The organism is Caballeronia sp. GAWG2-1 (assembly GCF_023631405.1).
Classification (GTDB): domain Bacteria; phylum Pseudomonadota; class Gammaproteobacteria; order Burkholderiales; family Burkholderiaceae; genus Caballeronia.
Genome location: NZ_JALQDD010000006.1, coordinates 414,767 through 435,736 on the forward strand (window position 1 = coordinate 414,767; position 20,970 = coordinate 435,736).

Below are 20,970 nucleotides of genomic sequence, written 5' to 3' on the forward strand. Positions count from 1 at the left end.
CCAAGACGAGCCAAGACAAAACGGCGGCACTTCTGAGTGCCGCCGTTTTGGTTTCGAGGGCGCCGAAGGGCTCAGCGTTCCAGCAAGGTCTGGAAATGCGCGAACATGCGCTCGGCATCCGGTTCGAGGCCGGTAAAGATGCGCAACGCATCCACGGCCTGACACACCGCCATGCCGCCGCCGCTCACCGTGCGGCAGCCGAGCGCGCGGGCTGCTTTCAGCAACTCCGTTTCGAGCGGGAAATAGACGATCTCCGCCACCCACAAGTCCTTGTGCAGAAACTCGGCGGGCAAGGGCAGGCCGGGCAGTTTCGCCATGCCGGTGGGCGTCGCATGAATCAGGCCGTTCGCCATCTGCAACACGTCGCGTAGATCGCCGCCGCTCTTGACTTCGCGATCGGGAAAACGCGCGGCGAGTTCGCTTGCGAGCGCGGCCGCGCGAGTGTCGTCCGAATCGAATAGCGTGAGCGATCGCGCACCCATGGTCAGCGCGGCATGGGCCACCGCCGCGCCCGCGCCGCCCGCGCCGAGTTGCACCACGCGATCCATCGGCACACCCGGCAAACCGCGTTCGAACGCCCGCGCGAAACCCGACCAGTCGGTGTTGTAGCCGATCCGCTTGCCATCCCTGAAGACAACCGTATTGACCGCGCCGAGCGCGCGGGCGTCGGGGTCGAGGTCGTCGAGCAAGGGGATCACGCTCTGCTTGCACGGATACGTGATATTGAGCCCGTCGAAGCCCATGCATTCGGCGGCATCGAGCAGATCGGGCAGCGCGGACGGTTCGAGCGCGAGCGCCTGCAAGTCGATCCGTCGATACACATAGTTGAGCCCGAGCTTGCCGCCTTCTTCCTCGTGCATCGCGGGCGTGAGCGAGCCGCCGATACCCGAGCCGATCAGCCCGACGAGATAGGAGCGGGGAGACGCTTTGCTGGTCATGCGCAATACTCCAGTGCAAATAATGTAAGCGCAGTGTGACGGGCGCTCGGTGCCGTGTCCTTCGGTGTTTTCACGTATTTGTACGGTCTAGTTAGTTTGTTATGCTTGCGCACAATGACGTGGATTGCGTGCGCGCCGCTCCCTTTCCCGCAAGCGCCGCGAACGTCCTACACTGACGGGACTGCACCGATCCACCCGCATCATCTGAATGCAACGAGGAGGCAGCGATGCTGCGTTCAATCCGGACATCCATTGCGACGGTATCCATCAGCGGCACCTTGCCCGAGAAGCTGAAGGCAATCCGCGCGGCAGGGTTCGATGGCGTCGAGATTTTCGAGAACGATCTGCTGTACTTCGACGGCACGCCCGCCGACGTGCGCCGCATGTGCGCGGATCTTGGCCTCGCCATCTATCTGTTCCAGCCATTTCGCGACTTCGAGGGCGTGAGCGCCGAGCGTCTCGCGAAGAACGCCGAGCGCGCGAAGCGCAAGTTCGAGCTGATGCACGAGCTCGGCGCGGATCGCATGCTGGCGTGCAGCAATGTGTCGCCGGACACCATCGGCGACGACGCGTTGATCGTCGATCAACTCGGCAAGCTCGCGCGCCTCGCGGAAGAAGCGGGCGTGATCGTCGGTTACGAAGCGCTTGCGTGGGGGCGTCACGTCAACTCGTACAAGCACGCGTGGAAACTCGTCGATGCCGTGAATCACGCGAGTCTCGGTATCGTGCTCGACAGCTTCCATACGCTTTCCATCCGCGATTCGGTGGAGGAGATCGCGCGGATTCCGGGCGACCGCATCACCTTCGTGCAAATCGCCGATGCGCCCGTGCTCGCCATGGACGTGCTCGAATGGAGCCGTCACTATCGCTGCTTTCCGGGGCAAGGCGCGTTCGATGTCGCGGGCTTCACGGCGCGCGTGTTCGAAGCGGGTTACACCGGCCCGCTCTCGCTCGAAATCTTCAACGATGGTTTTCGCGCCGCGCCCACGGCCATCACCGCCGCGGACGGGCATCGCTCGCTGCGCTTTCTGGAAGAGCAGACGCGCGCATTGATGGGCGACCAGGCGCCAGCCGATCTCTTCGATCCGCCCGCGCCGCCCGCGCATATCGGCTTCCAGTTCCTCGAATTCGCCGTCGATGCCGCCACGCGCGAACATGTCGCCGGCTGGCTCGGCAGGTTGGGCTTTCGGCTGGCGGGCAAGCATCGCTCGAAGGATGTCTCGCTGTACCGGCATGGCGCGGGGTCGATCGTGCTCAACGCGGAAGCCGATTCCTTCGCGAGCGCGTTCTTCGAGCAGCACGGCTTGTCGCTGTGCGCGTCCGCATTTCATGTCGATGACGCGAAGCTCGCGTTCGAACGCGCGGCCGCTTATGGGTCGAAGCCGTTTTCGGGGCAGGTCGGACCGAACGAGCGCGTGGTGCCAGGCGTGCAGTCGCCTGACGGCAGCCTCGATTATTTCGTCGATGAAGAACCGGGCGGTCCCACGCTGTGGGAATCCGATTTCATTTTGACGGACATCGACGGGCCTTACGAAGTGGGTCCGCTCGAACGTATCGACCACGTGTGTCTGTCGCTGCCCGCCGACGCGCTCGACACCTGGGTGCTGTTTTTCCGCAGCGCGTTCGGCTTCGAGGTCGAAGCGAGCGTGACCGTGCCGGACCCGTACGGTCTCGTGCGCAGCCGCGCGGTACGCAGCCGCGACGGGTCGGTGCGCATTGCGCTGAATGCGTCGATGGACCGGCATACGGCGGTGGTGGAGTCGCTGACGACTTATCGCGGTTCGGGTTTGAATCACGTGGCGTTCAGCACGTCCGATATCTTCGATGCCATTCCTCGACTCGAAGCCGATGGCGTCAAATTCCTGCGCATTCCGCGCAACTACTACGACGATCTGGTTGCGCGCTACGGCCTGGCCGACGAACTGATCGACGCCATGCACGAACACAACATTCTTTACGATCGCGACGAGCGTGGCGGCGAGTTTTTTCATGCGTACACCGAGCAGCTCGATCAGCGCTTCTTCCTGGAAGTGATCGAACGGCGCGGCGGTTACGATGGTTACGGCGCGGCGAATGCGGCCGTGCGGCTCGCGGCGCATGCGCAACAGCAGCGGGCGCGGCAGGGGGCTTCAACTTCGGCTTCGGCGGGCGGATGATTGGCTGGCCGTGCGTGACTGCACGTCCTATCATGAAGACATGGCGGCAATTCAAAGGAGGGCGCCATGTTCGACTTACCGATGTTTCTAGTGGGCCTCGCGGCGCTTGCCGCCATTAGCATCGTCTTGCTGGCCGACGATTGGCGCGATGCGCGGCGCGAGCGCATGGCGCGACGTGAGCTCGAGCAAGCGGCGCATCATCCGCTGCGGGAGTGGTGGCTCAGGCATCGGCACTGAGCGGCGCGCCGGGTTCGATATCGGCGGCATCGGCCAGGCGCTTGGCTTCGCGTGCCTCCGCGGCGGCTTCGAACCGGTCGACATACAAATACAACCGATGCACCGTCTGCAACTGCGTGTGAGACAGATGCGCCTGCCGCGTGATGGCCGCGAGACGCTCGCGCCAATACGATGGTGGCAGCGCGTACCCGCCCGCGTCGCGCGACAATGACTGCCGCAACACCCGCTCGAGATGAGTCAGGTCCTGGTCTGCCAGCAATGCCGAGAACGCGCCTTGTGGCTTGGTATCGGGAATAGGGTCCATTATTGCGATGGCGGCCGTTTCTGGTCCAGCTTGATAGGGATAAACCCTGAACGTACGCCGTTGGCGTCAGCGTGATGAATTTTCCGCGCGACGTCCCGATTAGCGCGAGTGGCGTTTGCTATACTCTGCGCTCGCTTGGCCGTCTCGCAACGGCGAGCCGTGCGCCTCGATGCTGGCGCGCTCCCCGTAGTTCAATGGATAGAACGAGTGCCTCCTAAGCGCTAGATGCAGGTTCGATTCCTGCCGGGGGGACCATCCTAGGTGCCGACATCACCTAAGAAAACCCCATCGCCGTCTCAAAAACGCCAATCGGCAGGGCGCGCTCATGAGCGGCAAGCGCCCGTCTAATGGATACGCCTCGGCTCGGGATCCTGCATCCTGTCGGAAAGCGCGGCCACCTCATGGATTCCCCAGTCCTCGTGTGCGGGACGTCAGTCATTGGTTGACGCACCCATTTGATGTGTCCACTACGGCTTGAGTCGATCAAGTCTGCCGAGACGCTGCGGCACCAACGACGAACCCCAAAGCGCGCTCGCAACCACGCCGGAATCGTTGCAAGCGCCTGGGATCGAGTTCAAGCCGACGCTGTGGCCAGCACGCACATCCGACATTTCCCCTGAGCGTCTTCCGCCATGAGATGCGCCTGTCGACTACGCGTGCTTCAATCAAATCGATCTTCACCGCCTGTTTAATTTTTTCCTTCCAGTGCCGTTAATCCAGAAAGTTCGCGCTAAGGGAAAAGGTTAAGTGATCGTCGAATTCGATCCATGAGACAACTTCGTTCCAACCTGCCATCAGCGCATATCGCCGCAACTTCTACTGGCGGGTGACAATGCATAACAATCCGGTGAAATTCTCCTTTACTCCGGCCGATCAGGAAGCGCTGGAGAGAAGCCTCGGGCGGATCGCCTTCGCGCCCGACGGCAGCATCCTTCGTGTCAACGAGCGCTTCCTGGAGCTCTTCGACTACAAGGGCTGGGAGCTCGTCGGACGCAATCGCAGCATCTTCAGGCCGCTCGCGACAGGCGCCACCACGCCGGACGAGATCGATACGGTCTTCGCGACCGCCAAAGCCTTCTTCGGCGAGATGCAGCAATTGAAGCGCGATGGCACGTCCTTCTGGACCGAGGTTTCCTGCATACCGGTCGCAACCGAAGACGGCGCGGTCGGCGAGACCGTCATGCTGGTGCGCGACGTCACTGACCGCATGATGTCGTCCGCCGACGTCGCCGGCCAGATCGCCGCCATCAACACTTCGCAGGCCGTCATCCATTTCGCGATGGACGGCACCATCCTTCATGCCAACGAGAAGTTTCTGGAAGCCACCGGCTACCGGCTCGATGAACTCGTCGGCAAGCATCATCGAATGTTCGTCGCCGCCGACGAGGCCAGGGACCCGTCCTATGCCGCCTTCTGGGAACGGTTGCGGCAGGGTTTGCACGCTTCCGGCGAATATCGGCGATTCCGCAAGGACGAAAAGGCCGTCTGGCTTCGGGCAACCTACAATCCCATCCTCGACCTCGAAGGACGTCCGTTCAAGATCGTCAAATATGCGGTCGACGTCACGTCGGAGAAGAAGCAGAACGCCGATTTCGAAGGCCAGATCGCCGCGATCGACAAGTCGCAGTGCATGGTGACCTTTTCGCCCGACGGCACCATTCTCGACGCCAACCGCAACTTCCTGGAAGCGGTCGGCTACACGATGGAGGAGCTCGAAGGCCGTCATCACCGCATGTTCGTCGATCCCGCGTACGCGCACAGTCTCGACTACGAGATCTTCTGGAGCGATCTGGCCGCCGGCCGTCATCGCAGCGGCGAGTTCCGGCGGATCGGCCGCGACAAGCGCGAAATCTGGCTGCAGGCTATCTACAGCCCGGTGCTCGACCAGGACGGGCGGCCCTTCAAGATCGTCAAATACGCGACGGTGGTCACGCGTGAAAAGCTTCGCCAGGCGGACCACCAAGGCCAGATCGCCGCGATCCACAAGTCGCAGAGTGTCGTCGCCTTCAATGTCGACGGCACGATCCTCGACGCCAACGACAACTTCCTGGACCTGACGGGCTATCGGCTGTCCCAGGTCATCGGTCGCCATCATTCGATGTTCGTCTCGGCCGAGGAGCGAGAAAGCGAAGCTTATGGGAAGTTCTGGCAGACGCTCGCCGCGGGTGAGTATCAGGCAGGCGAGTTCAAGCGGCTCGGCCGCGATGGCCGCGAGATCTGGCTGCAGGCTTCCTACAATCCGATCCTCGACATGAACGGGCGCACCTTCAAGGTCGTCAAGAACGCCGTCGACGTCACCGGGCAAAAGCTGCGGCAAGGTGATTACGAAGGACAGATCGCCGCCATCAACAAGTCGCAAAGCGTCGTCTCGTTCGACATGGACGGCAATGTGCTCGAGGCGAACGACAACTTCCTTACCCTGATGGGCTACGCGCTCCCGGAGGTCGTCGGCCGGCACCATCGCATGTTCGTCGACAAGGAGACCGTCGCGCATGCCGATTACGCACGCTTCTGGAGCGATCTGCGCGCGGGCAAGTTCCTGTCCTCGAAGTTCAAACGCATCGCCGCGAACGGGGCGGAAGTGTGGATTCAGGCGTCCTACAATCCGATCTACGACCTGAACGGCAAGCCCTTCAAGATCGTTAAGATCGCCGCCGACATCACCGCCGACGTCTCGCTCGCCGCCGATCTCTCGCGCGCCCAGAAAGAAGTCCAGCACGATCCGGCGACGGGCCTTCCGAACCGGCTCGGCCTGCGCAAGTTCATGCGTCAGGTGCTTTCGGCGACCGACAGCGAGCTCGCGCTCTTCTATCTCGATCTCGATCACTTCAAGCCGATCAACGACACGTTCGGCCATGAAGTCGGCGATCTCGTCCTGCGCACCGTTGCCGCCCGTCTGACGGGCGAGTTGACAGAAGGGCAGCTCGTGGCGCGGATCGGAGGAGACGAGTTCGTCGTCGCGGCCACGAATCTCACGCGGCCGCAGATCGTCGAACTCGCGGAGCGCCTCATCGAGTCCGTGTCGCAGCCGATCGCTCATGGCGAGCGGTGGCTGGAGGTCGGTCTTTCGATCGGTATCGCGCTGACGCCGCAAGACACGCTGGAGGAAGACGAGCTTTTCCGCTTTGCCGACGTTGCGCTCTATCGTTCCAAGGGCAAGCAGCGTGGCACCTTCACCTTCTACGCCGAGGATGCGGAAACCTCCGCCGAGACCGAGCGGCATCTGGCGCACGACATGCTGATCGCGATCAAGGCGCGTGAGTTCGATCTTGCCTGCAGCGTGCGTGTTTCCGCAAACGACGCAATCGCCGTCGAGATTCAGCCGTGGTGGAACCACCCGACGCTCGGCCGCCTCGGCACCGAAACCTACCTGCGCGTCGCCGAACAAAGCGGTCTCGTCGTTCCTCTCGGCGACTGGATCTTGCGCGAGGCCTGCAAGCTCGCCACGGACTTGCCCGAGATTACCGTTTGCGTGCCGGTCTATCCGAAGCAGCTCCTGACCAGCGACTTTGCGCAGACGCTGACGCTGGCGCTGCGAGAGAGCGGCGTGGACGCGAGCCGCCTCGAACTGCGGCTCGAACGCGGCACGGCGCGCGTCAACACGGAAAGCCTTCGCTCCGATGTCGCAAAGCTCAGGGCGATGGGTCTCGAAGTCGTCGCCGATAGCGTCCTCGCCGGCGAAAACGCGCTTTCGAATCGCGCCTACTGGAGCATGGACCGGGTGATGGTCGACGCGCGCCTCGGCGCCATTCTCAAGAGACAGGCTCATCCGCTCGCAACTGAGATTGCCGAGATCGAAGCTCGCGACGCCAAGGCGAAAATTTCCGGCAAACGTTGCTTCGAGATCGACGCCAAGGCGGCGCTACACAGCTTCGTGGTGCTCGATACGATCAAACCGGCCGAGCTCACGGCCGCGCTTCGCGAGACGAGTAAGAGCGCGGAGGATGCGCAGGCCGAAGACGACGGGATGATCGCGAACAAAGAGAACGTCGCGTGAGAGTCGGTTCTACCGATCTTCGTTGTCGTTGAGCGGAGCCAGCGCCGGGCGCTTCGTTCTCCGACTTCGCCAAAACTTCGTGTGACGGCGCAGACGTGTGGGTGGCGCTTCATCGGCGCGACCCGTGCCCTGATAATGAACGATGGCCGAATCCGCTAGTCGCTTCAAGTCGCTCGGTTCGAACTCGCCGATATTGCGAAGCCGCGCCGGACGCGGATAACGCGGGTTGACGTCCATCCATCGGTAGAGCGCCGGAACGATGCGCGACATGCTGCCCGCGCTCGCGGCCTTTCGAAGCGCGTGCCACGCGGCGAACTCGCCTTCCGCGCGTGCTTTGCGCCACGCCGCCCACCGGCGCCAGCCGCGCTCGATCAGTACACGCATGCGCGGATAAAACCAGATCGCGAGCGCCATAGCCGCCAGAGCGACACACGCATACATGACATCTCTCTCATCGAGGTAGATCACCGTATGCCGCGCCAGGCCGCCCGGAATGTCCCAAAGCGGCCGTTCGCTCGCTGCATGCGCGCGAAAGCTGAGCGCCGGAAGATGAATCTTTTCGCGCGCGCGAGTGGTCGTGTTCCACCATTCGATATCGATTGCCGGCAGCGTGTACGTTCCCGGACGCTCGACGAGATACGCGACCGTATCCGTGCGCTCGCCCGCGACGAATCCCGAACGGTCCTGCGTGATATTGCGGGTTACCGGCGGCTTCGAATAACGGCGCAATCCGGGGATGTCCGCAAAAGCGAGCGGTGGAATAAGCATCGACTCGGTGCCTTCCGCGCGCTCCGTGACGGCACGCGTCAAGGTGCCGCCGATTTCCAGCTTGCCGTCCGAAGGTTCGATTCTTTGCGTCACGGTAAGCTTTGGCGTGGGGAAAAACGACGCCATGTCTTCGGCCCCCGCCGGCACGCTTGCGACCAACTCCAGCCGGGGCGTCGTAAGCGTGACCGGTCCGTCGGCGCCGCCGGGATGCAGCGTGATGGCGAACGGCGGCACATCGAAAGTGCCCGCCGCGCGCGGCACGATTCGATAGACGCGCCGGACCCCGAACCAGCGCACACCGTCCATGGTCTCCGAAAGATTCTGCGCACTCTCGTCAGGCAACGTGACGAACGCATCGTGCACGTCGAACAGCGGCCAGTCCGGCGCGGCCGTGAACCATGTGGTCGTGAGCGCATCGACGACGAGTTGCGCCGCGCTGCCCGCCACCACCTTGCCAGCCGGTTCGAGATGCGCGCGCAACATGGTTCGGGGCGCATCGTCCGCGTGAGCGATCGAAAACACGTTCGAGAGAATGACGAACCCTATCGCGAGGAGCAATCGCATCACGGGCTCGCTCCTGCTTCCTGTTCGAAGCGCTGATGCAAAAACGCCGCGGGCGATGTATTCAGATTACGCATCCACGTTTCCTCCGATGGACGCTGTTGCTCGACCAGCACGCGCTGGCCGCCTTTGATCTTCTTCTTGTCCGTCTCGACCTGATCGGGCTTCTGCGTGGTCGATTCGTCACTCTGCTCGTCGTCCTCGATGAGCATCTGTACCAGCTTCCGATTTGCACGCGCCTCCGCGAACCCCGCGCGATGCGCAATCGCGGCGTCGTAAGCCTTCATCGCGCCCGCGTAATCTTTCATCCGCGCGAGCGTGTTGCCGACATAGAACAACGCGTCCGGCGTGTCGAGTCGGGTGAACGTATCGAGTGCGCCGGCAAAGTCGCCGGCAAGATACTGTGCGCGGCCTTTCCACATGGGATCGTCGAAACGCGCGGCGGCACGCTTGTAGTCGCCATGTTCGAAGCTGTAGCGACCCTGCTGATCATGCGTTGCGAAGAGATCGAGCCACTCGAACGACGCGGCCTGCGCCTGCCTGGGAAAGTAAGCCATTGAAAGCGCAACTAGTATGATCGGCAGCCACTTCACCGTCCAGCCGCGCCTGAAGCAATACAAGGCGATGACGAGAATCGGCGCGAGCAGCCAGTAGCCCGATTCCTTCCAGCGCGGCACGATCTTCGAATCCTGCGCCGCTTCGAGATACACCTGCGCACGGTGCTGCACCCATTGCACGTCGTCATCGTCCGCGCGCATGCTTGCAAGCGGAATCGAAGCCGCTTGCGTGATTTTGCGGATGGCGGCTGCATCGAACGTGCCGGTGACAGGGCGGCCCGCTTCGTCAGTCGCGATTTCGCCGTGCGCTCCACGGATCGCGCCGCCGCGTTCCGTGCCGACCGCGAGCCAAAGCAACTGGTGGCGCGATTCTTTCGCCATCCGAACGAAATCATCCGTATGGCTTTCATCGAAACCGTCGCTCATGAAGACGATCGTGCCCGCTGCGTCGTCGGCCTTCTGCAAGACACGCTCCGCAAGCGCCAGGCCGGCAGCGGCGTTCTTGCCGTCATGCGGCATCAATTCGGGCGCGAGCGCAGGCACATAAAGCCCGAGCAAGGCGGGATCTTCCGTGGGCGGCACGACGAGATGCGCGCTCGCTGCGAACACCAGCAGCCCGGTGCGCGCGCCTTTGCGCGCTGCCGCGAGATCGAGCACCTTTTGCCTTGCCCGTTCGATACGGCTTGGCGCGACATCGGTTGCATCCATCGAACGCGCGAGTTCGAGGACGATCATGAGCGGCGCCTTGTCCCGATCGAAGGGCGGACGTTCCTGTTGCCACGTCGGCCCCGCCACGGCAATGGCGGATAAGGCGATCAGCGCGGCCAACGAATGGATCGGCTGCAAACCACGCTTCGCACGCTCGCCGACGATCAGATGCTCCAGCAAATGCGGCGCGATGATGTTGCGCCAGCGCGAACGCACATCGTTACGACGCAACCACGCAAACGGTAATAGCACGGCTGGAATGAGCAGCAAGAGCCATAACGGGCGCAGGAAGTGAAAAGCCGTCAGATCGATAGCCATATCAAGCTCCGATCTCCCCGGGCACGCGACGCGGCGCGCGCAAGAGCGCAACGAGACAGGCAATGCCGTGATACAGCGAAAAGAGCGACACCGCGAGCGCGAGCGCCAGCCAGTAGAACTCCCGGCGCGGTCTGTACACCTCGCGCGTGATCTTTTCCGGCGTCATCTTGTCGATCTGCGCGTACACGGACGCGATGTCTTCCGCGCGGCCCATCGCATGGAACGACGTCCCGCCAGTCGTCCGGGCAATGCGCGTCAGCGCGTCGAGATCGACCTTGTCCTCGCCTTCGGTCTGCGGATCGCCGATGCCGATGGTGTGCACCACGATGCCGTGATGCTTCGCAATCTGCGCGGCCTGCGTGGGCGCGATGGCGCTTGCGGTGTCGTTGCCATCGGTGAGCAGAATCAGCACCTTTTCCTGCGCGGGCGTGTTTTCCATGAGTCTGACCGCCAGCCCGATCGCGTCGCCGATAGCCGTGCGCGGTCCCGCCATGCCAATGCGCATGGCGTCGAGCAGCATCAGCACGCTGTCTTGATCGAGCGTCAGCGGCGCTTGCGGATAAGCACCGTCGCCGAACACGATCAGGCCGATGCGGTCGCCCTTGCGCTTCGCAATGAAATCGGCGACTACGCGCTTGACCGCGCTCAGGCGATCGAGCCGTTCGCCGGTCGCGCCATCGATGAAATCGCGCTCGCTCATCGATTGCGACAGGTCGATCGCAAGCAGCAAGTCACGCGCGGGCAACTCGTGCGTGACGGGCGGTTCGAGGAACACCGGCCGCGCCGCCGCAACCAGCAGCAAAATCCAGAGCACGGGCATGAGCAAGCGCTGCAGCCAGTTGCGGCGCAGACGCACGCCGCCAGGCGCGGGTTTCTCGCCGGCAGCATGGGCCATTTCCTGAAAGAACGGCATGCGCACGGCTGTCGATGTCGTGCGATACGCGGGCGCCAGCCACCACACGAAGAGGGGCAAGGGCAGCAGCGCGAACATCCACACGTACTCAAACTTCCACATGATGATGCTCGATCCAGTCGCGCGCCGCGTGAACGAGACGGTCGGCGTCCTGTCGCGTGATGGCGGCGAGTCGCGCTTGCGGCGCATATGTCGCGGTGAAAAGCAGCGCGCCGCTCGCATCGTCGAAGTGACCGTGCGTGGCGCGCAGAAATGCAAGCCAGGTTGCGCCGGTGAGCGCGGCCACTTGCCCGCGCGGCGCGGCGGCAAGCGCGGTACGTTTGATGAGCGGCGCGATCTCGGCAAGCGCGGCCGCACGGCTTGCTTCGTCGGCAAGCTTCGCTTCGATGCGCGCCAGTTCGGCAAGCGCCTCGCGCCGGTAGCGGCTCCTTTCATGCCGACGCCAGGCGAACCATCCGGCGAGCGCCGCCAACGCCGCGAGCAAGACAAGCACGAAAAGCCAGCCGATGGTCCGCGGCATATACGACACGGGCTCGGGCAACGGTAACTCGCGCAGCGCCTGCAACGCGGCGGGCGTGTCGGCGGGCATGAGCGGCGTGGTCATAGGCCGCCTTGCGCCGCGCGACGCACGCGCTCGCCGAATAAGCGCCGCACCTGATCGACGACCGGTTCGGCGGTCGATAACGCCATCAACGGCACGCCGCTCGTGCGCAATAGCTCCGCAATCGCTGCCGCGCGGCCCTTGAAGAGGCTGGCGAGCGGCGCACGCACGCGTTCGTTTTCCATGCGCAGTTCCACTTGCAAGCGTCCTTCGCTCACCACCAGCGCGCGATGCTCGGGCATGCCTTGCCAGAGCGGATCGAAGACGAGCGCCGCGATCACGTCGTTATGCGCGGCAATCTGCCGGAGCAGCCGGCGCGTGCGTTCATCGGCGCCTGCAAAGTCGCTCATGATGCACACCAGAAAGTCGTGCGATGCGATCTGCAACACGCCTTCGAGCGCCGCATTGAGTTGCGCGTAATTCGTTCGCGCGAGACTCTCGGCATGCAACGACGCGTTCATCCGCGCGATGGCGCCGAACAGCAAGTCGATGCGCGCGCGACTTCGCAACGGACGCACGCGGACCACTTCTTCGTCGCCGAACACGACGCCGCCCACGCGATCCCCGGCGGCAAACGCCATCCACACGGCGAGCGCCGCCGCTTCGGCCGCGACCACGGACTTGAGCGCACGGCTCGATCCGAAGAACATGTTCATGCGCTGATCGACGATGACCAGAAGCGGCCGATCGCGCTCCTCGGTATAGACCCGCACATGCGGCTTGCCCGTGCGCAGGCTCACGCGCCAGTCGAGATGGCGTATGTCGTCGCCGGGCAAATAGCCGCGCAGTTCCTCGAAATTCAGGCCGCGTCCGCGCATGCGCGACGCTTGCCGTCCCGACAAGATGCTCGTTACGGGCGCGGGCGCGACGAAGCTCAAACCCCGCGCGCGGCCTTCGAGCCCGGCGAGATGCGCGGCATCCACATAAACGCTGCCGATGGCCGAAGCGGGCGGGCCATGAACGTCTGCTGTGTCGTGCAGCATCGCGGGTTCCCTCCGGGCTCAAGCTGGCACGGCCACTTTCTCCACTAGCCGGTCGATCACGTGGTCGGCGCCGACCTTGTCGGCGGTCGCATCGTAGGACAGCAGCAAACGATGCCGCAGCACCGGATGGATGACCGCGCGCACGTCGTCTGGCGTGACGAAATCGCGCTCGTCGAGCCATGCATGCACGCGGCTCGCCCGATCCAGTCCGATTGCGCCGCGCGGGCTCGCTCCGACTTCGATCCATTTGCCGAGGTCGGCATCGAGCGCGCCGCCGTGACGCGTCGCGTTGACAATCGATACGATGTATTCGTCGATGGCCGGCGCCACCGCGACGCGCCGGACGGCCTCGCGCGCGGCGAACACAGCTTCCTGCGTCAGCGTTTCCATGGCGGCCGGCGCGCCCTCGCTTTCGCGACGCAGCAAGCGCAGCATGTCCGCCTCGCTCCGGGGCGACGCATAACCGATCAGCACCTTCATGAGAAAACGGTCCATCTGCGCTTCCGGCAGGGGATAAGTGCCTTCCTGTTCGATGGGATTCTGCGTCGCCATCACGAGGAAGAGCTCCGGCAGCGGGTACGTCTTGCCGGAGATTGAAATTTGCCGCTCTTCCATGGCTTCGAGCAGCGCGGATTGAACCTTGGCGGGCGCGCGGTTGATTTCGTCCGCGAGAATCAGATTGCCGAAGATGGGACCCGGCTGGAACGAGAGCGTGCGTTCGTTGCCCGATTGCAGAAGCGTCTCGCCGCCCGTGATATCCGAGGGCAGCAGATCGGGCGTGAACTGGATGCGCTTCATCGTGGCGGCCAGACGCGCCGCGATGGCCTTGACGGTACGTGTCTTTGCGAGACCCGGAAGGCTCTCGAGCAGCACGTGCCCATCCGCGAAAAGCGCAATGAGAATCTGGCGCACGACGGCCTCCTGGCCGATCACCGCTTGCCCGATGCTCGTCTCGAATCGCCGGATGAGGTCTTGCATGGCTCGCTCGCTAAGAGTGCAACGCGCACGCGTTGCTGATGCGATGATCCCGAAGCTGTCTGAACACGTGCTGCACAAGTTACTAAAGCAAGGCGGTTTCGTCAAAGCCGTGTCGGCCCTTTCGCAAGGATGCCTACCGTTTGCGGCATCGCTCGAAAAAAAGATTGCTAACATTTATTCGTTCGTATATTGGTGGCTCCATTGTGTTGGCTCCCATGCGACACGGTCGGGGTGACGGCAATGGCGAACATACCGGTGAATCACAACGCGGCCGGGCGAAGCTCGGAATTCAACGCAAGGCGCATGGCGCTGTGGGCCGTGCTCGTGCTGCTATGTCCGGCGCTCGTCGGATTCGCGGTGAGCCGCGCGCTGCGCGAGCCCGCCAGGCCGATGGTCCATGCCGTCCTCGGCGACGGCGTGAGCGGCCCGAAAGGCATGGCGTGGATACCTGGCGGCGAATTCCAGATGGGCAGCGACAGCAAGCTCGCGCAAGCCAACGAACGTCCGGCGCATACGGTGCGCGTTCACGGTTTCTGGATGGACGAGCATCACGTGACGAACGCCGAATTCGGCGCGTTCGTGGCGGCCACGCACTACATCACCACCGCTGAAAAGAAACCCGACTGGGAGACGCTCCGGGTGCAGTTGCCACCCGGCACGGCGCGTCCGCCGGACAGTGCGCTCACGCCGGGCGCGATGGTGTTCGTCGGCACACGGGAACAGGTGTCTCTGCAAGACTATTCGCGCTGGTGGCGCTTCGTGCCGGGCGCGGACTGGCGGCATCCCTCGGGGCCGTCGAGCAATATCGATGGCAAGGACGATCATCCCGTCGTGCAGGTCTCCTACGAAGACGCCGAGGCCTATGCCAAATGGGCGGGCAAGCGCCTGCCCACCGAAGCCGAATGGGAATTTGCCGCGCGCGGCGGGCTCGATCAGGCGACCTATTCCTGGGGTAACCAGTTCGCACCCGACGGCAAGCAAATGGCCAACGTCTGGCAAGGCCAGGAAAAGCAGCCGTTCCCCGTCGTCAACGCGAAAGCGGGCGGCGCGGCCGGGACGAGCCGCGTGGGGAGTTTTCCGGCCAACGGCTACGGACTCTCCGACATGGCCGGCAACGCGTGGCAATGGGTAGCCGACTGGTACCGGGCCGATCAGTTCAGGCGCGAGGCATCGATAGGCGGGGTGGTCAACGAGCCCGCGGGCCCGGCCAGTTCATGGGACCCGGCCGATCCCGGCGTTCCCGTGGAAGCGCCCAAACGCGTTACGCGCGGCGGTTCGTTTCTGTGCAACGAAGACTACTGCCTGAGCTATCGGCCAAGCGCGCGGCGCGGCACCGACCCCTACAACAGCATGTCGCACCTCGGTTTCAGGCTCGTGGTGGATAAGGACGTCTGGCAAGCGGCGCATGGCGCATCGCCGGCGAATCCGACTCGGACCGCCGCTCGCTGAACGCATCGGCGCGGCAACACATTGCTTTCGCGAAAGGAGAGTCGAGTGCGGCGGGGACTTCGACACATTCTTGCTGGCGTGCGGGCCGCGCTGCTGACTGCCGCGTTCGCGGTGCTCCTGGCGGGCTGCGCGCGCTCCGGCAACGACGCGTCCGCGCAGGCCAGCGCCGGCGTGAGCGCCAGCACCGCGCAGACGGCGCAAGGCGTTCTGCCGTCGTGGCGCGGCGGCCGCGCTCGGCAAGCGCTCATCGACTTCGTGCAAACCGTCACGCGCGAAGGATCGCCAACCTATTTGCCGCCCGCGCGACGTATCGCCGTGTTCGATAACGACGGTACGTTGTGGAGCGAACAGCCTATCTATTTTCAGTTTGCCTTCATGCTCGATGAAGTGAAGGCGGCCGCGCCGAACCATCCGGAGTGGCGCGGCGACCCGGCGTTCAAGGCGTTGGCATCGGGCGACAAGGCCGCGCTCGCGGGCCAGCAAAAAGCATTGCTGAAACTGCTCGCGGTGGCGAACAGCGGCATGACGGTCGATGAATACGACAGCGCCATTCGCGCGTGGCTCGCAACATCGAAGCATCCGACGCTCGGGCGTCCGTACACCGCGCTCGTCTATCAGCCGCAACTCGAACTGCTCGACTATTTGCGGGCGAATGGCTTCAAGACTTTCATCGTGTCCGGAGGAACGATCGAATTCATGCGCGTGTTCGCCGAACAGGTCTACGGCATTCCGCCCGAACAGGTGATCGGGTCGAGCCAGCTCGTGAAGTACGTCGTGCGCGACGGCAAGCCCGCGCTCGTGCGCGAACCGAAGCTCGATTTCGTCGACGACGGTCCCGGCAAGCCCGTCGGCATCTACCGGAACATCGGCAGGAAGCCCGTGCTCGCGTTCGGCAACTCGGACGGCGACTTGCAGATGCTGCAATACACGGCCGCGCAGGACGGGCCGCATCTCGAACTGATCGTGCATCACGACGACGCGGCGCGCGAATTCGCCTACGACCGCCAGTCGAAGATCGGCAAGCTCGACCGCGCATGGGACGAGGCGCTCGCGCGCGGGTGGATCGTCGTGAGCATGAAGAACGACTGGAAGGCGGTTTATCCGGCAAGCGCGCCATGACGGGCGACGCGCGAAAGACGTATGGCGCTCAAGGAGAATCACGATGACCAAGCCGCAACTCCGACGCTTCCGCTATATCACCGGCGCGCTCGCGGCGCTCGCGGCGATCTGCGTGCTGATCGTCCCGCCGATCGTCTCGACCGCGCAGACGCCGAACGCGGCGAAGCCCGCGAAACCCGCGCCGGCTCCCGCGCCCGCCGCCGCGCAGAACAATAATCAGAATGGGAAGAAGCCCAACATTCTCGTGATCTTCGGCGACGATATCGGGCAGACCAATATCAGCGCATATAGCAAAGGCGTGGTTGGCTACGAAACGCCGAACATCGATCGCATAGCCAACGAGGGCATGCTCTTCACCGACTACTACGCGGAGAACAGCTGCACGGCGGGCCGTTCGACCTTCATCACGGGCGAAGTCACCTTGCGCACGGGGCTGTCGAAAGTGGGCATTCCCGGCGCGGACGTCGGCCTGCAGGCGCAGAACATCACCATTGCCGAGGCGCTCAAGCCGCTCGGCTATGCGACCGGCCAGTTCGGCAAGAACCATCTCGGCGACCGCGATCAGTACTTGCCCACCAAGCACGGCTTCGACGAGTTCTTCGGCAACCTGTATCACCTGAACGCCGAGGAAGAACCGGAGCGTCCTTATTATCCGAAGAACGACACGGCGTGGGTCAAGGCGAACGCGCCGCGCGGCGTGATCCATTCGTTCGCGGATGGCCGCGTGCAGGACACGGGTCCGCTCAACACCAAACGCATGGAGACGATCGACGACGAAACGACGAGCGCCGCGATCGACTTCATGCAGCGCCAGAACAAGGCCAACAAGCCTTTCTTCGTGTGGATGAACACGACGCGCATGCATTTGTTCACGCACGTGCGGCCATCCATGCTCGGTCAAAGCGGCATGCCGGGCAACGAATACGCCGACGGCATGATCGAGCATGACAACGACGTCGGCAAGCTGCTCAAGGCGCTCGACGACATGAAGATCGCGGACAACACCATCGTCGTCTATACGACGGACAACGGGCCGAACCAGTTCTCATGGCCGGATGCCGCCACCACGCCTTTCCGCAGCGAGAAAAACACCAACTGGGAAGGCGCGTTCCGGGTGCCCGCGATCATCCGCTGGCCCGGCAAGATCAAGCCGGGGACGGTTTCGCGGCAGATGATCTCGGGCCTCGACTGGTTCCCGACGCTGGTCGCCGCCGCGGGCGACAACGGCATTGCCGACCGCTTGCTCAAGGGCGCGGCGATCGGCGGCAAGACCTTCAAGGTGCATCTGGACGGCTATAACTTCGTGCCGTATCTCACAGGCCAGACGAAGGACGCGCCACGTCACGAGTTCTTTTACTTCAACGACGATGGCCTGCTCGTCGCGATGCGCCAGGACGACTGGAAGGTGGTCTTCTGCGAGCAGCGCCAGCCGGGCGGTTATGAAGTGTGGGCGAACCCGTTCACGTGTCTGCGCGTGCCGAAAATCTTCAATCTGCGCATGGACCCTTACGAGCGCGCCGATATCGTCTCCGACCAGTATTACGACTGGACCACGAAGAACGTGTATATCGCGCAATACGCCGTCTCGAAGGTCGCGCCGTTCCTCGCGACGTTCAAGCAATATCCGCCCGCTCAACGGCCCAGCAGCTTCAGTATCGACCAGATGACCGACAACTTGATGAAGAGCATCGAAAGCGCGGGCAAGTGATCCGGGAGCCGAGAGACGATGACAGATCTGAGCGCCGCGATCAAATCCGCCCGGACCAAGGCAAGCCGCCGCGCACCGGCCAGCGCCGATGCGCATCACGCGAGCACCATGCGTCTCGCGTGGCCTGCGTTGCTGTTGTTTGCATCGGGCGGCGCGGCGCTGATCTACCAGGTGTTGTGGGTGCGGCAACTCACGCTCGTGGTCGGCATCGAAGTGCAGGCCGTGACCGTTGCGATCAGTGCGTTCTTTGCGGGACTCGCGCTCGGCGGATGGCTCTTCGGCAAGCTCGCCGACCGGAGCATGCGGCCGTGGTTGCTGTACGCGGGACTGGAACTCGCCGTGCTTGGCCTCGGTCCGGGCGCGACGCACGCGCTGGCGCACTCGGCCGCGCTCTTCGCGACGCTGCAAGAGCGCGCCGGGCCGCTTGCGTGGTTCGTGCCGTTCGCGCTGGTCGGCGCGCCTGCCATCGCGATGGGCGGCACTTTGCCCGTCCTCATGCGTGCAACCGGCGCGTCGCGGCAAGACATCGGTAGCGCGGGCGGGCGGTTGTACGCGGCCAATACCGCGGGCGCCATCGCTGGCGCGTTGCTGCCGGTGTTCGTGCTGATTCCTTTGCTAGGCGTGCAGGGCAGCGCGTATGCGGCCGCGCTTCTCAACGCCTGCGCCGCGATCGGTGCAATGTTGCTCATGCGCCGCGCCGCCGTGCAGAACGGTTCGCTCGATGATCCCGCCGCGCGCGCCAGCGCCGGTTCCTCCGGCTCGCGCATCGCCATTGCGCTCTATGCCGTCGCGGGTGGCATCGCGCTCGGCTACGAGGTGATCTGGTCGCAGGCCATCGGGCAATTCGTCAGCACGCGCAGCTTCGCTTTTTCCATCGTGCTCGCCACGTATTTGCTCGGTCTTGCGCTCGGCAGCGCGATCGCGGCGCGCCATGCCCAACGGATACGCGACCCGTGGAGCGCATTCGGCGTGCTGATCGCGTTGGCGGGTCTGGCCGCGTTCGCGGGCGTCGCATGCGTGGGCGACTGGCTTTCGCTCGCCCAGCGTCACGCAGCCGACTTCGGCCTGAGCGTGACGGGCAACATGCTCGCGTCGATGAGCGCGGGCTTTGCCGTCGCCGCATGCGTGATCGTGCTCGTGCCGACGATCTTGCTCGGCGCGGCGTTCCCTTTCGCGCTCGCCATGGCCGCCGATGGGGACACCGCGCACGGAAGCGGCATCGCAAGCCGGGTAGGGCGCGTCGTCGCGATGAATACCGCGGGCGGCATCGGCGGGACGCTGTTTGCGGGTTTCGTGCTGATTCCGTCGCTCGGTCTGATCCGCTCGCTCGGCTTGCTTGCGGTCGCGGCGAGTCTGATCGGCTTATCGGCGGCACTGAGCGCGCGCTCCGCACAAAAGGCCGGCATCTGGGCAAGCGCGGGTATTGCGGCGATCTCGGTTGCCGTCTCGATCGTCGTGCCATCCGACCGGCTTGGCGTGCTGCTCGCCAAGGCGCATCACGGCAGCCTTGCCTATTACGAGGAAAGCTCGGGCGGGACGGTCGCCGTGCTCGAACAAGGCCCTGAGGCGCAACGGTTCCGCCGTCTCTACATTCAAGGTGTCTCGAACTCGGGCGACGCCATGACGTCGCTGCGCTACATGCGTCTGCAAGCGCTGCTGCCGCTCATCGTGCATGCCGGTGCGCCGCGTTCCGCGCTCGTCATCGGACTCGGCACGGGTATCACGGCGGGCGCGCTGCTCGCGTGGCCGGGCCTCGAAAAACGGGTGGTCGCCGAATTGTTGCCGGCGGTCGTGCGCGCGTCGCCGGCGTTCGCGGGCAATTACGACGTGAGCGCCGATCCGCGCATCGAACTTCGAGCCGGAGATGGCAGGCGCGAACTGCTGTCGCGCGATGAACGCTACGACCTCGTGACGCTCGAACCGCCGCCGCCATCGGCGGCGGGCGTGGTGAACCTGTATTCGACTCAGTTCTACCGGCTCGCGGCGGCGCGGTTGAACGAGCGCGGTATCGTCGCGCAATGGTTGCCAATCGCGACGCAAAACGAGCAGGAAACGCGCTCGCTCATCCGCAGCTTCATGCAGGTGTTTCCGCATGCCGCGCTCTTCACGACCGAGTTCCACGAGATGATGCTGATCGGCTCCAGGGAGCCGTTGACGCTCGACGTGCCGCGCATTCGCGAGCGCTTGGCACAGCCCGACGTAGCGCGCGCGTTGAACGAGGTGGGCATCGGCTCGGCGGAAGCGCTTCTTGCAACTTATGTCGCGGACGGCCCCGCACTTGCCTACTATGCCGCCGATGCCCGCCCCGTCACCGACGACGATCCGCGCATCGAATACGCGCCGTGGGTCGAGCCGACGGATTTTCCGGCGACGCTGACGCGCTTGCTGGCGTTGCAGAGCGAGCCGCCGCTCGCAAACGGCGACGCCGGATTCACCGACGCGCTGCACAGCGAGCGCGACACACTGCATGCGTTTTACCGGGCGGGACTCGATGCGTATCGTGGCGACCGCAACGCATGGGTGGGGGAAATTCGCGCGGTGCTGAGCGCCGACCAGGCGAACCCGTATTACCGCTGGGTGCTCGGCGCGCACGACTGAGCGCCGCATCTTGCTTGCGTGAAATCGTTGTTTTTTCTAGAGGCGATGAACCGGCATGACGTTACCGACACACCACC

The 20,970-nt window shown here is 64.0% G+C and carries 15 protein-coding genes and 1 tRNA gene; 8 read left to right on the plus strand and 8 right to left on the minus strand.

Annotated features, from left to right (window positions below):
- Positions 1–71: 71 nt before the first annotated feature.
- On the minus strand, positions 72–938 hold the full coding sequence (locus NCR98_RS04345; protein ID WP_250525584.1) for a shikimate dehydrogenase: 867 nt from the start codon (positions 936–938) through the stop codon (positions 72–74).
- A gap of 239 nt (positions 939–1,177) precedes the next feature.
- Between NCR98_RS04345 and NCR98_RS04350 the strand changes: the two genes are divergently transcribed.
- Positions 1,178–3,094 (plus strand): bifunctional sugar phosphate isomerase/epimerase/4-hydroxyphenylpyruvate dioxygenase family protein, encoded by a 1,917-nt coding sequence (locus NCR98_RS04350; protein WP_250525644.1) that lies wholly within the window; start codon positions 1,178–1,180, stop codon positions 3,092–3,094.
- A gap of 66 nt (positions 3,095–3,160) precedes the next feature.
- Complete coding sequence (locus NCR98_RS04355) at positions 3,161–3,331, plus strand: hypothetical protein (protein ID WP_250464003.1); 171 nt, start codon at positions 3,161–3,163, stop codon at positions 3,329–3,331.
- Here NCR98_RS04355 and NCR98_RS04360 read toward each other — a convergent pair.
- Positions 3,315–3,635, minus strand: coding sequence for a hypothetical protein (locus NCR98_RS04360; protein ID WP_244827473.1), 321 nt, complete (start codon positions 3,633–3,635; stop codon positions 3,315–3,317). The two genes, NCR98_RS04355 and NCR98_RS04360, sit on opposite strands and share 17 nt — an antisense overlap.
- A 180-nt stretch (positions 3,636–3,815) precedes the next feature.
- Here NCR98_RS04360 and NCR98_RS04365 point away from each other — a divergent pair.
- Positions 3,816–3,890: transfer RNA gene (locus NCR98_RS04365), tRNA-Arg, on the plus strand.
- 577 nt (positions 3,891–4,467) lie between these two features.
- Positions 4,468–7,632 carry a PAS domain S-box protein gene (locus tag NCR98_RS04370; RefSeq protein WP_250525585.1) on the plus strand — a complete coding sequence of 1,055 codons (3,165 nt, stop codon included), beginning with the start codon at positions 4,468–4,470 and terminating at the stop codon, positions 7,630–7,632.
- Between the two features lie 9 nt (positions 7,633–7,641).
- Here NCR98_RS04370 and NCR98_RS04375 read toward each other — a convergent pair whose 3' ends face one another.
- Genes NCR98_RS04375 through NCR98_RS04400 form a run of 6 tightly spaced genes read right to left on the minus strand, consistent with a single transcriptional unit; the run spans position 7,642 to position 14,019 of the window.
- Positions 7,642–8,964, minus strand: a complete 1,323-nt coding sequence (locus NCR98_RS04375) for a hypothetical protein (protein ID WP_250525645.1) — start codon at positions 8,962–8,964, stop codon at positions 7,642–7,644.
- Positions 8,964–10,544: a vWA domain-containing protein gene (locus NCR98_RS04380; protein ID WP_250525586.1), complete on the minus strand. Its 1,581-nt coding sequence runs from the start codon at positions 10,542–10,544 to the stop codon at positions 8,964–8,966. Before NCR98_RS04380 ends, NCR98_RS04375 begins: the two co-directional genes overlap by 1 nt.
- Position 10,545: 1 nt before the next feature.
- Positions 10,546–11,559 (minus strand): vWA domain-containing protein, encoded by a 1,014-nt coding sequence (locus NCR98_RS04385; protein ID WP_250525587.1) that lies wholly within the window; start codon positions 11,557–11,559, stop codon positions 10,546–10,548.
- Positions 11,546–12,061, minus strand: a complete 516-nt coding sequence (locus tag NCR98_RS04390) for a DUF4381 domain-containing protein (RefSeq protein ID WP_250464125.1) — start codon at positions 12,059–12,061, stop codon at positions 11,546–11,548. The genes NCR98_RS04385 and NCR98_RS04390 overlap by 14 nt, the downstream gene beginning before the upstream one ends.
- Positions 12,058–13,041 carry a DUF58 domain-containing protein gene (locus NCR98_RS04395; RefSeq protein WP_250525588.1) on the minus strand — a complete coding sequence of 328 codons (984 nt, stop codon included), beginning with the start codon at positions 13,039–13,041 and terminating at the stop codon, positions 12,058–12,060. Before NCR98_RS04395 ends, NCR98_RS04390 begins: the two co-directional genes overlap by 4 nt.
- Before the next feature lie 18 nt (positions 13,042–13,059).
- The gene (locus tag NCR98_RS04400) at positions 13,060–14,019 is read right to left on the minus strand and encodes an AAA family ATPase (protein WP_250508786.1); all 960 of its coding nucleotides are present in this window, start codon (positions 14,017–14,019) and stop codon (positions 13,060–13,062) included.
- A gap of 240 nt (positions 14,020–14,259) precedes the next feature.
- Between NCR98_RS04400 and NCR98_RS04405 the strand changes: the two genes are divergently transcribed.
- The 4 genes from NCR98_RS04405 to NCR98_RS04420 are packed head-to-tail and all read left to right on the plus strand — an operon-like array spanning position 14,260 to position 20,893.
- The gene (locus NCR98_RS04405; protein ID WP_502799710.1) at positions 14,260–15,468 is read left to right on the plus strand and encodes a formylglycine-generating enzyme family protein; all 1,209 of its coding nucleotides are present in this window, start codon (positions 14,260–14,262) and stop codon (positions 15,466–15,468) included.
- A 45-nt stretch (positions 15,469–15,513) separates the two neighbouring features.
- Entirely contained in the window at positions 15,514–16,587 is a 1,074-nt protein-coding gene (locus tag NCR98_RS04410; protein WP_250525589.1) for an HAD family hydrolase, read from the plus strand.
- 43 nt (positions 16,588–16,630) lie between these two features.
- Positions 16,631–18,295, plus strand: coding sequence for an arylsulfatase (locus NCR98_RS04415; RefSeq protein ID WP_250525590.1), 1,665 nt, complete (start codon positions 16,631–16,633; stop codon positions 18,293–18,295).
- An 18-nt stretch (positions 18,296–18,313) separates the two neighbouring features.
- On the plus strand, positions 18,314–20,893 hold the full coding sequence (locus NCR98_RS04420; protein WP_250525591.1) for a fused MFS/spermidine synthase: 2,580 nt from the start codon (positions 18,314–18,316) through the stop codon (positions 20,891–20,893).
- Positions 20,894–20,970 lie beyond the last annotated feature (77 nt).

Coding starts and splice junctions, on each gene's coding strand:
- NCR98_RS04375 (WP_250525645.1), bottom strand. CDS start 8,964: ATGCGATTGCTCCTCGCGATAGGGTTCGTCATTCTCTCGAACGTGTTT.
- NCR98_RS04370 (WP_250525585.1), top strand. CDS start 4,468: ATGCATAACAATCCGGTGAAATTCTCCTTTACTCCGGCCGATCAGGAA.
- NCR98_RS04420 (WP_250525591.1), top strand. CDS start 18,314: ATGACAGATCTGAGCGCCGCGATCAAATCCGCCCGGACCAAGGCAAGC.
- NCR98_RS04395 (WP_250525588.1), bottom strand. CDS start 13,041: ATGCTGCACGACACAGCAGACGTTCATGGCCCGCCCGCTTCGGCCATC.
- NCR98_RS04400 (WP_250508786.1), bottom strand. CDS start 14,019: ATGCAAGACCTCATCCGGCGATTCGAGACGAGCATCGGGCAAGCGGTG.
- NCR98_RS04355 (WP_250464003.1), top strand. CDS start 3,161: ATGTTCGACTTACCGATGTTTCTAGTGGGCCTCGCGGCGCTTGCCGCC.
- NCR98_RS04415 (WP_250525590.1), top strand. CDS start 16,631: ATGACCAAGCCGCAACTCCGACGCTTCCGCTATATCACCGGCGCGCTC.
- NCR98_RS04405 (WP_502799710.1), top strand. CDS start 14,260: ATGGCGAACATACCGGTGAATCACAACGCGGCCGGGCGAAGCTCGGAA.
- NCR98_RS04380 (WP_250525586.1), bottom strand. CDS start 10,544: ATGGCTATCGATCTGACGGCTTTTCACTTCCTGCGCCCGTTATGGCTC.
- NCR98_RS04385 (WP_250525587.1), bottom strand. CDS start 11,559: ATGTGGAAGTTTGAGTACGTGTGGATGTTCGCGCTGCTGCCCTTGCCC.
- NCR98_RS04390 (WP_250464125.1), bottom strand. CDS start 12,061: ATGACCACGCCGCTCATGCCCGCCGACACGCCCGCCGCGTTGCAGGCG.
- NCR98_RS04360 (WP_244827473.1), bottom strand. CDS start 3,635: ATGGACCCTATTCCCGATACCAAGCCACAAGGCGCGTTCTCGGCATTG.
- NCR98_RS04345 (WP_250525584.1), bottom strand. CDS start 938: ATGACCAGCAAAGCGTCTCCCCGCTCCTATCTCGTCGGGCTGATCGGC.